This is a genomic window from Serratia rhizosphaerae (assembly GCF_009817885.1).
Lineage (GTDB): Bacteria > Pseudomonadota > Gammaproteobacteria > Enterobacterales > Enterobacteriaceae > Serratia_B > Serratia_B rhizosphaerae.
This window is the reverse complement of the sequence record NZ_CP041764.1, coordinates 2877481-2892648: the sequence shown is the minus strand read 5'-3', so window position 1 is coordinate 2892648 and position 15168 is coordinate 2877481. Positions and strand designations below refer to the sequence as shown.

General features: G+C 57.6%; 14 protein-coding genes. 5 read left to right on the top strand and 9 right to left on the bottom strand.

Going from position 1 to position 15168, the window contains the following annotated elements:
- Window positions 1-47 precede the first annotated feature (47 nt).
- From FO014_RS13500 to FO014_RS13475, 6 genes are all read right to left on the bottom strand, one after another.
- Window positions 48-908, bottom strand: coding sequence for a queuosine precursor transporter (locus FO014_RS13500; protein WP_160029887.1), 861 nt, complete (start codon window positions 906-908; stop codon window positions 48-50).
- The gene (locus FO014_RS13495; RefSeq protein WP_160029886.1) at window positions 898-1503 is read right to left on the bottom strand and encodes a helix-turn-helix domain-containing protein; all 606 of its coding nucleotides are present in this window, start codon (window positions 1501-1503) and stop codon (window positions 898-900) included. The genes FO014_RS13500 and FO014_RS13495 overlap by 11 nt, the downstream gene beginning before the upstream one ends.
- Before the next feature lie 305 nt (window positions 1504-1808).
- The gene (locus FO014_RS13490) at window positions 1809-2876 is read right to left on the bottom strand and encodes an ABC transporter permease (RefSeq protein WP_160029885.1); all 1068 of its coding nucleotides are present in this window, start codon (window positions 2874-2876) and stop codon (window positions 1809-1811) included.
- Window positions 2877-2895: 19 nt separating this feature from the next.
- The gene (locus tag FO014_RS13485) at window positions 2896-4431 is read right to left on the bottom strand and encodes a sugar ABC transporter ATP-binding protein (RefSeq protein ID WP_160029884.1); all 1536 of its coding nucleotides are present in this window, start codon (window positions 4429-4431) and stop codon (window positions 2896-2898) included.
- 9 nt (window positions 4432-4440) lie between these two features.
- Window positions 4441-5052 (bottom strand): DUF2291 family protein, encoded by a 612-nt coding sequence (locus tag FO014_RS13480; RefSeq protein ID WP_105232536.1) that lies wholly within the window; start codon window positions 5050-5052, stop codon window positions 4441-4443.
- 45 nt (window positions 5053-5097) lie between these two features.
- Window positions 5098-6033 (bottom strand): D-ribose ABC transporter substrate-binding protein, encoded by a 936-nt coding sequence (locus FO014_RS13475; RefSeq protein WP_160031411.1) that lies wholly within the window; start codon window positions 6031-6033, stop codon window positions 5098-5100.
- Between the two features lie 491 nt (window positions 6034-6524).
- Between FO014_RS13475 and FO014_RS13470 the strand changes: the two genes are divergently transcribed.
- Window positions 6525-7313, top strand: coding sequence for a DeoR/GlpR family DNA-binding transcription regulator (locus FO014_RS13470; RefSeq protein ID WP_160029883.1), 789 nt, complete (start codon window positions 6525-6527; stop codon window positions 7311-7313).
- Here FO014_RS13470 and FO014_RS13465 read toward each other — a convergent pair.
- The 3 genes from FO014_RS13465 to FO014_RS13455 are packed head-to-tail and all read right to left on the bottom strand — an operon-like array spanning window position 7302 to window position 9900.
- Entirely contained in the window at window positions 7302-8072 is a 771-nt protein-coding gene (locus FO014_RS13465) for a DeoR/GlpR family DNA-binding transcription regulator (RefSeq protein WP_160029882.1), read from the bottom strand. The genes FO014_RS13470 and FO014_RS13465 overlap by 12 nt on opposite strands.
- Window positions 8073-8111: 39 nt before the next feature.
- Window positions 8112-9053, bottom strand: coding sequence for a transketolase family protein (locus FO014_RS13460; RefSeq protein ID WP_160029881.1), 942 nt, complete (start codon window positions 9051-9053; stop codon window positions 8112-8114).
- A gap of 1 nt (window position 9054) precedes the next feature.
- Window positions 9055-9900 carry a transketolase gene (locus FO014_RS13455; RefSeq protein WP_105232540.1) on the bottom strand — a complete coding sequence of 282 codons (846 nt, stop codon included), beginning with the start codon at window positions 9898-9900 and terminating at the stop codon, window positions 9055-9057.
- 309 nt (window positions 9901-10209) lie between these two features.
- Between FO014_RS13455 and FO014_RS13450 the strand changes: the two genes are divergently transcribed.
- From FO014_RS13450 to FO014_RS13435, 4 genes are all read left to right on the top strand, one after another.
- Window positions 10210-11160 carry a sugar-binding transcriptional regulator gene (locus tag FO014_RS13450; RefSeq protein WP_105232541.1) on the top strand — a complete coding sequence of 317 codons (951 nt, stop codon included), beginning with the start codon at window positions 10210-10212 and terminating at the stop codon, window positions 11158-11160.
- Window positions 11161-11504: 344 nt separating this feature from the next.
- Window positions 11505-13010 (top strand): FGGY family carbohydrate kinase, encoded by a 1506-nt coding sequence (locus FO014_RS13445; RefSeq protein WP_105232542.1) that lies wholly within the window; start codon window positions 11505-11507, stop codon window positions 13008-13010.
- Window positions 13011-13036: 26 nt separating this feature from the next.
- On the top strand, window positions 13037-13834 hold the full coding sequence (locus tag FO014_RS13440; protein WP_160029880.1) for an SDR family oxidoreductase: 798 nt from the start codon (window positions 13037-13039) through the stop codon (window positions 13832-13834).
- Window positions 13835-13878: 44 nt separating this feature from the next.
- Window positions 13879-15162 (top strand): MFS transporter, encoded by a 1284-nt coding sequence (locus FO014_RS13435; protein WP_105232544.1) that lies wholly within the window; start codon window positions 13879-13881, stop codon window positions 15160-15162.
- Window positions 15163-15168 lie beyond the last annotated feature (6 nt).

The window sequence follows — 15168 nt, the reverse complement described above, 5'->3', positions numbered from 1 at the left end:
CTTACGGCTTTAAAACACAGCCGGCATACCAAGGTGTAAGCAGCGGCTCACTCAGTATGGAGAATATATTTTCTGTAGAGGAAACGCGCATAATAGGCCGGGAATACGTTTAACACCGCGTAAACCGACTTGATCATCATCTGTATTACCGCCATTTTCACGATGACGCTGGTCTCCATCTTGCCATAAAAGGCCAGCAGGCAGAAAACAAAGCTGTCGATAATGGACGCCGCAAAGGTACTCAAAAAGATCCGCAGGTACAGATGACGAGAATGCGTCATCGCCTTCACCTTGCAGAGTATCCATGAGTTAGATAACTCAGAGGTTATAAAGGCCATGGTCGAGGCGAACAGCACGACATAGAGCTGCATCATAAAGTTATTATACGCCTCATTAAGCTCCCAGCCGGGAATGACAGGAAGTATTGTCGATAGGTATAACAGCAGGGTGATGACCACATTTGCTGCGACCGAGTACAGTATGGCCCTCTTGGCCAGGCGGAAGCCATAAAACTCATTGAGCAGATCAATGACCAGAAAGGTGAAGGGGTAAATAAAGGTGCCCGGCGTCACCACAATATCGAAATAGCTAATATAAACAGGCTTAATCGCCGCCAGATTACTGAACTGATAAAATATCGCCAGCGCCAGGACAAAAACGGCATAGGTGCTCCAGGAGCGGTCATTCCGGTCCTGCAACTGATACTCGGTTTTGGGCGCTAGCCCATCCATATAAATATGGCGGTATAACGCCTTGATTTCATGTGCAGACAAACTTTGCGATATTTCACTTCTTTCCAGATCGTTAGCATGAATGTTCAATACCTTCCCTGAAGAACGTATAAGGATTCTTGCCATATGAGTATTGGGTTCAAACCCCATAAGTTTATATTCTGCTTCAGTTTCCATAACGTTCTTCAAGAATATCTCCTAATACGATAACCCCTGTATCGACCTCGTCCACGCAGGCCAGTGCATCAGTAAAGAATCCCGCATTACTCTTAAACAGCAGCTTTAGACTGGTGCTTTTATAGATGCCTTTGCGAATAATAAGCATATCCCCGCACCGGTAGCGCACCGGCGGATTTTTATCCATTGCCACGGCAATCAGGTTCGGCCCATGGCCATAGTAGTAGGTCAGTGGCCAGGACAGCGTCAGCTCCCCGACGGAACGCCCGGCGTTTATCTGCTCAATCAGTGATGTCAGGGGAATTATGGGCAGCGCCGCCGCATTCATATTGCCATGAACGGAAATACTGGCATCGATTTTTTCCGCTGTCGCAATATCTACATGCTGCAGCTCATACATGGTGACGCCGAAAAAGTCGGATATTTTACGCAGCGTCTGTTTCTGTACGCTGGCAACGCGGCCGTCCAATATCTTAAAGATTGTTGTACGATTAAGCCCGGTGCTTTCACTGACAGAAACCTGTGTTTCGCCTTTACTACGGAGCAAATGCTCCAGATTTGCACGCAATAAACTGCTTTTTTCCGCACCAAACATAATATTTCAATGAGTCCGACAGCTATCAATGACTAAGCAGAATAGCCGGAAACTATAGTGCCCGCAATTCTATGCTTAAGAAATCCTTACCAAAAACCCAGTCTGCCATCCCGTCTGCAGCGCCGGGATATTCGCCATCTCCCATCGATAATCAAACGGCCAGGACGAGAAAACCGGCGCGGATGGCCGGAGCGGAACGGCGGCTCGGAATCGTATTCAAGCGCGCCCATAACCGGCGAGACAATCGACAGACGAAAAAACGGCGTTGCAGCCTCCCTGACCGCAACGCCGCGCTGTCTTCCGGCTCAGCGCAATAGCGATCCTTCCGCCTGCGGCATGGCCTGTTTATGTTCATGACGGCGCAGCATCACGACTTTGCTTTGCAGCTTCTGCTGGAACTGGTCGATAACCACCGCCGTGACGATCACCAGCCCCTTGATCACCATCTGCCAAAAATCGCTCACCCCCATCATCACCATGCCATCCGCCAGGAAAACGATCACGAAAGCGCCGATGATCGACCCCGATACGCGACCGCGCCCTCCCGCCAGCGCGGTGCCGCCAAGCACCGTGGCGCCGATGGCGTCCATTTCAAACATATTGCCGGTCATCGGGTGGGCGGTTTGCAGTTGCGACGCGATAATCAACCCCACCAGCGCCGCACACAGCCCGGAAAAGGCATACACAAACACCTTAACCTTCACGATCGGCACCCCCGCCAACCGGGCGGCGGACTCATTGCCGCCCGCGGCATAAATATAGCGGCCGAGCGGAGTTTTACGCGTCAGGTACAGGCCAAACAGCAAAAAGGCCAGCATCAGCCAGATCGGGATATACACCCCCAGGAAGGTGCCGGACCCCAGCGTGGCAAAACCGGTATTGCCCAGCGGCGCCATCCCCACCAGATTGGCGTAAGTGCCGCCGTCGTTAAACAGCAGTGCCGCACCGCGCGCCACATACATCATGCCCAGCGTACAGATAAACGGCGCGACGCCCAGACGGGTAATGACCGTGCCGTTTACCAGGCCAAGCAGGCAGCCGAATACGGCAACCGTCAAAATCACCTCCGGCACGTTTAAAAACAGAACATTGCCGCCCCACAGCGGTACGCCGCTGGTCAGCAGCGCGCCGGCCACCATGCCGCAAATGCCCGCTACGGCGCCGACGGACAGGTCAATGCCGCCGGTCAGAATCACCAGCGTCATGCCGATCGCCAGCAGGCCGGTGATCGCCACGTGCTGCGTCATGATCAGCAGGTTGGAGGGGGTCAGGAAGTTCGGCACCATCACGCTGAAAAAGCCGATGACGATCAGCAGCGCAATAAAGGTGCGCGCCTTCAGCAGATACATATAGATCAGATAGTTACGGCTCATAGTTTCTCTCCGACGGACGTCAGTCATGCGGCGTTGAAGCGCTGATTAATTTTTCCCGCGTTACGGCGGCGCGCGGCAGATCGGCGGTAATACGTCCGTCGGCCATCACCAGGATACGGTCGGCCAGGGCCATCACCTCATCCAGTTCCGACGAAGAGAACATGACCGCCAGCCCTTCGTGCGCCAGTTTGCCGATCAGGTGATACACATCGGTTTTCGCCCCGACGTCGATACCGCGCGTCGGCTCGTCCAGCAGCACCACCTCGGGGCCGGTCATCAAGGCTTTTCCCAGCACCACTTTTTGCTGATTGCCGCCGCTGAGCGAGGTGATCGGCAGCTCGCTGTCGCTCACCTTGATCGCCAACTGCCGCACCATATCGTCGACGTTATGCTGCTCCTGCGACGGGCTCAGCGGCCGCAGGGCGCGCCGGAATCCCTTCAGGCTGAGATCGGACAGCGTCATATTGGTTTTGATCGACATCAGCTGCACCACCCCTTCCCCCTGCCGGTCTTCCGGCACCAGCGCGATCCCCTTTTTTAACCGCGCCTGGAAGTTAAGCCGGCTGATATCTTCGCCGTGGAGCGCCACGCGTCCCTGCTGACAGGGCAGCATGCCTATCAGCCCCTTGAACAGCTCCGTTCTGCCGGCGCCCAGCAGGCCGTAAATGCCGATCACCTCGCCTTTACGCAGTGCAAACGTCACATCATTCAGCCGATAGCCGCCGTTCGGGTGCAGCGCGGTCAAACCGTCAACCTGCAGCACCGTTTCTTGCTGCGGCGCGGGCGAGTAGTCAAAATGTTTTTTCTTATCGCCCACCATCTGTTCAATGATCCAGGGCACGCTGGCGTCGCTGACTTCACGCTCGCTGATAAAGCGCCCGTCGCGGAAAATGGTGATGTGATCGCCAATCTCCATCAGCTCTTCCAGCCGGTGAGAGATATAGATTATGGTGACGCCGCGCCGCTTGAGCTGCTCGATCACCTTGAACAGCACTTTGACTTCCGACTGGCTCAGGGCGCTGGTCGGCTCATCCATCAGCAGCACCTGGGTATCTTTGGACAGCGCACGCGCAATCTCGACCAGTTGCTGATGGCCGATGCCCAGCTCACCCAGCGGCGCATAAGGGTCAACGTCCAGCTCAAGGCGCTCCAGCAGCGATTTGGCCAGCGCATACTGGTACTTCTCATTAATCACGCCCCGCTGGAAAAACTCATTGCCGATAAAGATGTTGTCCATCACATTCATATTGGGGAACAGATTCAGCTCCTGGAAAATAATGCTGATGCCGTGTCGCTCCGCCTGCTGCGTCGACGACAGTGTCACCGTTTCCCCGTTCAGCAGAATTTCGCCGGAAGAGGGCGATTCCACGCCCGCCAGCAGTTTCATCATGGTTGATTTACCGGCGCCGTTTTCCCCGATCAACACATTGACCCTGTTGCGGTAGACCCGGTAGTTAACCCGATCGAGCGCCGTTACCCCGGGGTACAAACGGGAGACGTCGCGGGTCTCGATAATCACATCCGCCGCGGCGGAGTGCGCCAATTGCTCGCTCATCTTCCCTCCTTAGCGACGCGTAATCGCGGCCGGGGTCACCTCGGCGATCTTGCCCGGCAGATCCCAACTGCTGAATACGCCGACCACCTCGACGTTATCCCCGACCTGCGGTTTGAAATCGCGCATCATGTCGGCCGCCTGCTGGTTGATCGCCCGGCCGTAATCGCCGAACAGCACCTGATCGTTAAAATCCTGATAGCCTGCGCCCTTATAGGCGTCACGCAGGTCAGTGCCGCGGATAATCGGCCCGGTCTGTACCCGGACCTCATCGCCGGCGGCGGTTTTCAGCGTCATTTTGCCGCTGCGCGACGTGCTGTTAACGTCGGTGATGGTGCCGCTCAGCCTGACGCTGAACAGGCAGGGGTTCTCCGCCTGGCTGCGGTAGCCATAGCGCTGGCAGGCTTCATCAAAATCTTTCGCCGCCGCCAGTTCGGCAAGCAAGGCGTTATCCGCTTTGGCGTCCTTAACAATTTGCGGCACCAGCTTCTGTTGCCACGTTTGCGGAATATTCGCCATTTTCGGGTTAGGCGGATTTTTTAAATCCGCCAGTTCCTGCTGCGAAACAATACGGCAACCGCCCAGCAGAAAAATCAGCACTACCGGCCCGAGTCGTGTGAACATCACATTCTCCTCTGCGCCCGCCGCAACGGGCGCGACAGCAACACATTAAGATTTGAAGTTGAAGTCCTGCACCTGCTGCGCGTTTTCCGGCGTAATCAGAATGCCGCGGAACATCACCCGCTGCTTCGCCGGCGGTTTGCCATGCTGGATATAGTTGTCGAGATCGGTGACCCCTTGCGCCGCGATGGCCTGCGCCTGCAGCATCACCGTCGCCTTCAGCGCGCCGGCCTTGACGGCGTCACGTTCATCATTGCTGCCGTCGATGCCGACCACCACCACGTCGTCGCGACCGGCGGCGCGCAGTGCGGCAACGACGCCCAGCGCCACCGGGCCGTTGCCGCAGATAACGCCTTTCACGTCGGGATGGGCCTGCAAAATGCTGTCCATCACCCGCTTGCCGTCAATCAGAGTGCCTTTAGCGTCCTGACGCGCCACGCTCTGCATATCCGGATACTGATCGATCACCTGGTGGAAGGATTTGGAACGGGTCACGCAGTTGTTATCCGCCAGGTTGCAGGTCAGCTCAGCATATTTGCCTTTTTCGCCCATCGCCTCGACAAACACATTGGCCACTTCGGAGCCGGCCTGGAAGTTGTTATGGGTAATCTGCTCCAGTGCGATATCGTCAACCGGTATCTCCCGGTTAATCAGCACTACCGGAATGCCGGCATCTTTGGCTTTTTTGATTGCCGCCACGCTGGCGGTCGAGTCGGCGTTATCCAGAATAATGCCCTGTACCTTTTTACCGATCGCGGTATCGATCAGCTCATTCTGCTTTTTGACGTCTTCGCCGTGCGACAGCACGGAGGTCTTGTAACCCAGCGCTTTGGCTTTCTCATTGGCGCCTTTGGCCTCGGCGGCGTAGTACGGGTTATCCAGTGAATTGACCAGAATCATGATGGTGCCTTTTTCTACGGCCAGCGCGGCGCCGGAAAAGACACAGGCGGAAGCGATGCTTAATAACAACAGTTTCTTATTCATCATCAGGCTCTCTCTCATTATTATGTGATTGGCGTCAGCGGTTCGTCACAACCTCCCCCGCGACCCCGTCGGTTATTGCCCACCGGCCTCACCACTCGCTGTTGATTCATCACCTCGTTTTCCCCGGAGAAATCAAACCGCTTCAGCCGTATCTTTCTGCCCTGCACTATCGTTTTCATACATATTGATTTTCGAATAAAAATATAAGCGATCGATATTGTTCCGTTTGTGTAGTTGATCATATTTCAAACAAAAGCCAGAAAAACAAAACATATCCTTTAATTACAGGAAGATATCAGCAATTCGAATCTATAGATTGCTATTTAATAAATAAATTTACGCTACTATTTCATAGAGATAACAATATTTTATTTTCGAACGAAAGCATGGTGCGTACGCGTATTTCTCGCATTAGACTCACCATATGGTTAAAATCTGAGGTAGTTTGTAGGCCGTCAGGTAACCTCAATCACGAAAAAGGTGACTTTCGATTGAAAAGCAAAAGTGAACAGCTGGCTGACGTTCGGCTACGCAGAGAGAAGATCCTTGAGATGGTCCGGGAGGACGGAACGGTCACGGTTAAAGCGCTCACTGCGGCATTCGGCCTGACCGAAGCAACCATCCGCACCGACCTGCGCACTCTGCAGCAAAGGGGGCTGGTCCAGCGCTATCACGGCGGCGCCACGCTGCTGGCCGGTAAACAAAACACCGGCGCGATGATGCTGGAACGCCAGATCCATCTGGAGCAAAAAGATGCGATCGGCCGCCTGGCGGCGCGCTATATCGAAAACGGCGACACCGTGATTTTCGATTCCGGCACCACCACCACCGCGATCACCAAATATATGGCCCATATCAAGCGGCTGTCGGTCATCACCACGGCGGTCAACATCGCGCTGACGCTGGGCGGTGAGCCGGAGATCAATATCCTGCTGACCGGCGGCAGCTTTAAGTTCCCCACGCTGTCGACCTCCGGCGACAAGGCGGCCGGTTTCTTCGAAAACGTGCTGGCGGAAAAACTGTTTCTCGCCACCGCCTGCATCTCGCCGCGCTCAGGGCTGAGTTTTCCCAGTGAAACGGATATCAAACTGAAACTGGCGATGATTAACGCCGCCAGCGAGGTCTACGTGGTGGCCGACTCCAGCAAGATTGATAAGGTTTCCATGTTCGCCTTACCCTGCGAGTGGTCGAAGATCGATTACCTGATTACCGACAGCGGCATCACGCCGTCGCAGGTACAGGCGTTCGAGACGCTGGGCGTCAGGGTGCTAATCGCCTGAGACGGCCTCCGGCGCATTAATGACGTTCAGACGTATCGCCCGCCGGGCGAAATATTGCCGATATTTGGGCGACAGCCTGGTGTCGGTAATGACCCGGGTAACGGCGGCGTCGGCGGGCGCCAGCGCGTGCGGATGCGTCCGGCCGAACCTGGACGAGTCGGCCAGCAGCACGACCTCGTCAGAGTGCGCCGCGACGACGTTTTTCACCGCGCAGCTCAGCGGGTCCGGCTCGGTAAATCCGCTTTGCCAGTGCCAGCCGCCGATGCCCAGGAAGGCGCGCTGAAACCGCAGTTGGCTGAGGCAACTGCAGGTAAACGCCCCGATCCTCGCATCATTCCGCATTTGCCGCAGGCCGCCCACGATCATCGCCTGATGCTCGCTCTGCTTCAGCCGCTCGGCAATATCGGGATGCGTCGTCACGATGGTGAGACCGCGCCTGGCGTGCAACGCGTCGATCAGCGCCAGGCTGATGCTGCAGCCGTCGAGATACAGCGTATCGCCGTCGCGCACCAGCGAGGCGGCATACCCGGCAATCCCCTGTTTGGCGGCATAGCGCCGCTGTAATCCGGCCCGGAGCGCATGGCTCTGCAAGGCCACGGCGCCGCCATGCACCCGGAACAGTTCCCCCCGCTGATGCAGCGCCTGCAAATCATGACGGATGGTGACCAGAGAAACGCCGACGGCCTGCGCCAGCGCGCCGACGCTGAGGCGGCCATGCTCGCCCACCATCTGCACAATTTTCCTCTGTCGCGGATGCATACGTGACCTCCCCCTGCCGGCAAATCTGCGCAATGGCCGTTATTGATGCAACGACGCCAGCGCCTGGCGAACAATGCCGGCCGCATCCAGACCATGGTGCGCGCGCATTGCCTGACGGTCGGCGGCGATGGCGTACTCGCCATCGGCAATGCCGAGACGTTGCAGCCGTGCGCCATGACCATATTCCGCCAGCACTTCCGCCACAATGCTGCCGACGCCGCCGTTCACATTGTGTTCCTCGACCGTAATCACCGTGCGGATTGCGCCCAGCGCGGCGCTCAGGGCAGCGCGGTCCAGCGGACGGATTGACGGTACGCCGATCACCTGCGCGCTGACGCCCTGCTGCGCCAGGGTGGCCGCCGCATCCACCGCCTCATGCACCGCAGACCCCATCGCCACCAGCGCCACATCGCTCCCGGTGCGCAACACATCGACGGCGCCCGGCTGGAAACGGTAGGTCTCATCATGCAGCTCCGGCAGGGCTTTGCCGTCCATCCGGATATAGACCGGCCCGACGTGTTCCAGCGCATACTCGATGATCTGGCGGCATTCCAACGGTGAAGAAGGGGCGAAAATCTGGATATTGCCAAAACCGCGCATCACGGAGATATCGTCGATGGCATGATGGGTGCTCGCCAGCGGCCCATAGCTGGCGCCCGCATTAAGGCCGAACAGCTTCACGTTGGTATTGTTGTAGCAGACGTCGACCTTCACCTGCTCGTTCGCCCGGGCGACCAGGAACGGCGCGGCGTTACAGGTGACGGCGATTTTTCCCGCCATCGCCAACCCCGCCGCGGCCCCCACCAGCGTCTGTTCGGCAATGCCGACGTTAACCAGACGATCGGGGAAGCGCTGCATAAACGGCGCGATTTTCGCCGTGGAGGTGGAGTCCGCCACTACCGGCACCAGATCGACGCCGTTATCTACCGCATCGATAAACGCCGTCACCATTACGTTCGCCAAATGTTCTGCATTACTCACGTTATACCTCCTCTTCTGCCCGATCGCTCAGCTCGGCCATGGCCTGCGTAATCTCATCGCCTTTCGGCACCCGGTGATGCCACTCCGGCTTGCCGGCAATAAATGACACGCCGGCGCCCTTGGTGGTGTGCGCAATCAGCACGTGCGGCTTGCCGTTCTGCGGCAGGTTTTCCAGCGCCGCCACCACGGAGGCCATATCGTTGCCCCGGCATTCGGTGACTTCCATCCCGAAAGCGCGCCATTTTTCATCCAGCGGATCGGTGCTCATAATGTCTTTGGTGGCGCCGGCCAGCTGCAGCCCGTTTTTATCGTTAATCACCACCAGGTTATCCAGCTTGTAGTGCGCCGCCGCCATCGCGGCCTCCCAGTTGCTGCCTTCCGCCAGTTCGCCATCGCCGGTGATCAGGAAAATGCGGCGCTTGCTGTTGTCACGCTTGGCGGCAATGGCCAGCCCCACCGCCACCGGGAAACCGTGCCCCAGCGCGCCGGTGTTCAGTTCAATGCCCGGCGTTTTCTGCTTCACCGGATGCCCCGGCAGGTGCGAGTTGGCATGCTGGTAGGTCGCCAGCCAGGGCTGCGGGAAGTAGCCCGCCTCCGCCAGCACGCAGTAGTAGCAGCCGACGGCATGTCCCTTCGACTGGATATAGATATCGCGATCCCGATCGTCCAGGCGGTCAGGCGCACAGTTCAGAATGCGGAAATACAGCGCGGTCAGCAGTTCAACCTGCGACAGATCGGCCCCGGTATGTCCGCCGGCGGGGCTGTTGGCGTTCAGGTTGATGATATGGCGTCGTACCGCACGCGCTTTGCTTTCCAGTTCCGGCACTGACAGTGAGAACGGGTTCATAATCGCCTCCGAATTATTATTCCTTCACGAATATTTATTCCACCTGGTTAAAAAAGAGGGGTAACCTGCCAAACCGTTGCGTTTACAGGCCCCCATTCACTAACAAAGCGGGATATCTGCCATCATGAATATATATTCAATCATGATTTTATATTCATGATAGTATGATCATCGCTGCAAGTTTGTCCAGCGCGGTACGACACCATTGGCGAAAATTAGAGTTCCATCACACTTAAAGTCCATACTTTTTCGCGTATGATGACGGGCTAAAACATACTGATTGCACCTAATTGATAGTTGAGGAACAACATGGCTAAGCAGGATGAACAACGGCTCTTGGTTAAGATTGCCACGCTTTACTACCTGGAGGGTCGCAAGCAGTCTGAGATCGCACAATCATTATCCCTTTCCCAATCTTTCGTTTCGCGCGCTATCACCCGCTGCCAAAAAGAAGGACTGGTCAAAATCAGCGTTGTTCAGCCCTCCAATATTTTTCTGAATATCGAAAAAGGCATTGAAGAGCGTTACGGCATTAAGCAGGCCATCGTGGTCGACGTTGCAGAAGAGGCTTCCGACGCGGTGCTGAAACGCGCCATCGGCTCGGCCGCCGCCCACTATATGGAAACCCGCCTGCGGCCTAACGATCTGGTGGGCGTCTCCTCCTGGAGCAGCACCATCCGCGCCATGGTGGATGAGGTGCACACCCAGAACCTGAAGGCGAACGGCGTTATCCAACTGCTGGGCGGCGTGGGGCCCAACGGCAACGTGCAGGCCACCATCCTGACGCAGACCCTGGCGCAGCAGCTCAACTGCAAAGCCTGGCTGCTGCCGGCGCAGAGCATTGAAGGCTCGATGGATGAAAAAGCGCGCCTGATGGCCAGCAGCGACGTCGCCGAAGTGATCGCCCATTTCGATGATGTCGACGTCGCCATCGTCGGTATCGGCATTCTGGAACCGTCCCAGCTGCTGAAAACCTCCGGCAACTACTATCAGGAGGAGATGCTGGCACGGTTGGCCGAGCGCGGCGCCGTCGGCGATATCTGCCTGCACTATTTTGACCGGCACGGCGCCCCGGTGCTGAGCGACGATGAAGATCCGGTGATCGGCATGGCGCTCGACAAAGTGAAAAAATGCCCGAACGTCGTCGCACTGGCCGGTGGCCGCGACAAAGTCGCCGCCATCAAGGGCGCGCTGAACGGCGGTTATATCGATGTGCTGATCACCGATTACCACACTTCCAGAATGCTGGTCACGGACTGATTTTCCCCAGTCCGGTCGGTTACCGTGTTTGCCGCCACCCCAAACCTTTCGGAGGCGGCACGAAAAAATAGCTTTTTATCAAAAAGATAAATCACCTTCCCCTTTTATCCCGTCACACTGCGCCGCGTTAGAAATGTGATAGCAAGCACATTTGCAGACTTTGCCGGTGGCTGAGCTTTGGCAACTTGGTTATCGTGCACTAAATAAATAATCACACATGAATATATATTCAAGCCGAGAGAGGAAGGCGTATGTCTTGCCCTGTCGGCGCAGACCGCGCCAACGCGATCCGCTTTCCGCCATGCCGGTCGTCGCCTGAATTCTGCGTTATTTGGAGAAACTCTATGTCGGCAACAAAGAATGTCATCATCGCGCTTGATGAAGGCACCACCAATGCCAAAGCCGTCGCGCTGGACGAATGCGGCCAGGTCATCGCCAAGTTTTCACAGGCGCTGTCCATTCAGACGCCGCGTGAAGGCTGGGTGGAACAGTCGGGGGAATTACTGGTGGACGCCTCGCTGAACGTGCTGGCGCAGGCGGTGGCGCACGTCGGTGCGGAGCGTGTCTGCGCGCTGGCGATCAGCAATCAGCGTGAAACCGCCATCGGCTGGTATCGCAGCAACGGCAAACCGCTCGGCGCGGCGCTCTCCTGGCAATGCTCGCGCACCGCGGATTTTTGCGACAGCCTGCGGCGCGATCATCAGGCGCAGCCGATTAAAACGGCAACCGGCCTGCCCATTGCTCCGCTGTTTTCCGGCTCTAAAATGCGCTGGCTGCTGGAGTCGGTGCCAAACGGCTTTGCGCTCGCCGAGCAGGGCGAGATTTGCCTGGGCACCATCGACAGCTGGCTGCTCTGGCATCTGACCGCGGGCGAAGCCTTTTACTGCGATTACTCCAACGCCTCGCGCACGCAGCTGCTGAACCTGCACAGCGGCGGCTGGGATGAACAGATGCTGGCCATCTTCCAGATCCCCGCCGCCGCGCTGCCGGCGGTCAAACCCTCAAGCGGCCTGTTCGGCCATACCAAAGGACTGGCGGACATTCCCGACGGTATTCCGATCATGGCGATGATCGGCGATTCGCACGCCGCGTTATTCGGCCACGCGCTGGGACAGCCCGGCTGCGTCAAAGCCACCTACGGCACCGGCTCGTCCGTCATGGCGCCGGTGACGTCCGCCCAATGCGACATCCAGTCGCTCGCCACCACCCTCGCCTGGCATGACGGGCAGCGGCTGGTCTACGGGCTGGAGGGCAATATTCCCCACACCGGCGACGCCGTCGCCTGGATGGCCGACAGCACCGGCTTAAGTGAGTTGCCCGCCGCAGAGCTGGCTCATGAGCTGAATACGCTGCCGGCTTCGGTGGATTCCACCCTCGGGGTGTATTTCGTACCGGCGCTCACCGGCCTGGGCGCGCCGTGGTGGAACGAGCACGCCAGAGGCGTCATTTGCGGGCTGAGCCGCGGCGTTAAACGCGCGCACCTGATTCGCGCGGCGCTGGAATCGGTCGCCTACCAGATTGCCGACGTGGTCGCCGCCATGCGCCAGCATAATGACTTCACGCTGACGGCGCTCATGGTGGACGGCGGCCCCAGCAAAAACGACTGGCTGATGCAGTATCAGGCCGATCTGCTGGGATGCCCGGTTATGCGCAGCGATATCCCCGAACTTTCGGCCATCGGCGCCGCCCTGCTGGCGCGCAAGGCCATTACCCATATCACCGATGACGAACTGAAAAGCTACCTGCCGGTACACGGCGAGTTTCGTCCCAATATGGCACGCCACGGCCGCCTGCAAAAACGCTGGCGCGAGTGGCAGAGCGCGGTAGAGCGCACCCTCTACGCATCTTGATCTCCCTGAAGCAGAAGGACCACGTTATGAGCTATTCATTCAGCAACCAGACCGTCGTAATCACCGGCGCCGCACGCGGCATTGGCGAAGGTATTGCCGAGCGCTTTGCCGCCGCCGGCGCCAATCTGGTGATCTCCGACTATTCGGCAGATATCCTCGCCACGGCCGAGCGGTTAACGCAGCGCTATCGCGGCAATATCGTTCCCTTGGTTGCCGACGTCACCGACGAACAACAGGTTGCCGCGCTCTACCAGCTGGCGTTTGACACCTTCGGATCGGTGGACGTCTCAATTCAGAACGCCGGCATCATTACCATCGACCATTTCGATTCCATGACGCGCAAAGAATTCGACAGCGTGCTTAACGTCAACACCACCGGCGTATGGCTGTGCTGCCGGGAAGCGGCCAAATATATGGTCAAGCAGAATAAAGGCTGCCTGATTAATACCTCATCCGGACAGGGACGGGTCGGGTTTATTTATACGCCGCACTACGCCGCCAGCAAAATGGGGGTGATTGGCATTACGCAAAGTCTGGCGCTGGAACTCGCCGCCCACAATATTACCGTCAATGCGTTTTGTCCCGGCATTATCGAAACGGAGATGTGGGATTATAACGACCGCGTCTGGGGCGAGATCTTGAGCACGCCGGAGAAAAAATACGGCAAAGGCGAATTAATGCAGGAGTGGGTGGAAGGCATTCCGTTAAAACGCGCAGGCAAGCCCAAAGACGTCGCCGGGCTGGTGATGTTTCTGGCCTCGGAAGACGCCTCTTATATCACCGGCCAGACCATCAATGTCGATGGCGGCCTCATCATGTCATAACCATTTAAAATTCCTATAAATCTTACCTGCCTACGGAGTACTTTATGACACCCGCTCACTCAGAGCCGCGGACGATACTCGGCCTCAGAACGGATTTGGTCTGGGGTTTAATCGGCGTGCTGCTGTTTATCGTCGGCGACGGCGTTGAACAAGCCTGGATCTCCCCCTATCTGATCGAACGCGGGCTGAGCATGCCGCAAAGCGCCACGCTGATCGCCATCTACGGCATTGCCGTGGCGATCGGCGCGTGGCTGTCGGGCGTGATGGCCGAAGCGCTGGGGCCGCGTAAAACCATGCTGATCGGCGCGATGTTCTGGCTGGTCGGCCAGGTGCTGTTCCTGCTGGTGGCCCTGCCTACCATGAACTTCGCCATTATCGTGCCGACCTACTGTATCCGCGGCCTCGGCTACCCGCTGTTCTGCTACTCATTCCTGGTCTGGGTGACCTACCGCAACCCGGCCAAAACCCTGGCGACCGCCGTCGGCTGGTTCTATCTGGCGTTTACCGGCGGGCTGTATATCGTCGCCAACTTCTACGCCTCGCTGATGATCCCGGTACTCGGCCACGTCGGCGTACTGTGGAGCGCCATTGTCTGGGCGCTGGCCGGTACGGCGATCGTTCTGATGTGCGTAAAAGGCACGGTGCGGGAACGCACGACGGTCGGTGAACAGTTGGCGATCCTGCTCAGCGGCATCTCGATTATCAAGGAAAACCCCCGCGTCGGCGTCGGCGGTCTGGTCAGGCTGATCAACACCACCTCCCAGTTTGCGTTGCCGGTCTTTTTCCCGATTTACCTCTCGCTGCACGGTTTTACCACCGAACAGTGGTTAAAGGTCTGGGCGCTGACCTTTACGGTCAACATCGCCTTTAACCTGATCTGGGGCGTGGTGGGCGACCGCATTGGCTGGGGCCGCACCGTACAGATCTTCGGCGGCTTCGGCTGCGCCTGCACCATGATTTTCATGGCCTATGCGCCTATCTGGTTCAGCGGCAACTATATGGCCATGCTGCTGATGGGTTGCCTGTACGGCGCGCTGATTGCCGGCTTCTGCCCGCTCACCGCGCTGGTGCCTTCGCTGGAGCCGGAAAGAAAAGGCGCGGCGATGTCGGTGCTGAACCTCGGCGCCGGGCTGTCCAGCTTTGTTGGCCCGCTGCTGGTGGCGCTGCTGTTCACCACCGTCGGCGCCAAAGGGGTGCTGTTTGTCTTCGCCGGGCTGTATATCGTCAGCATTTTCCTGACCAGTTTTGTCGCCCGGGATGAAAAGGCACGCTTTGCCGTTCCGAAAACCTTATCAACGACGCAGTCCGCATACAGCGCCAAACGCTAGGAGAAT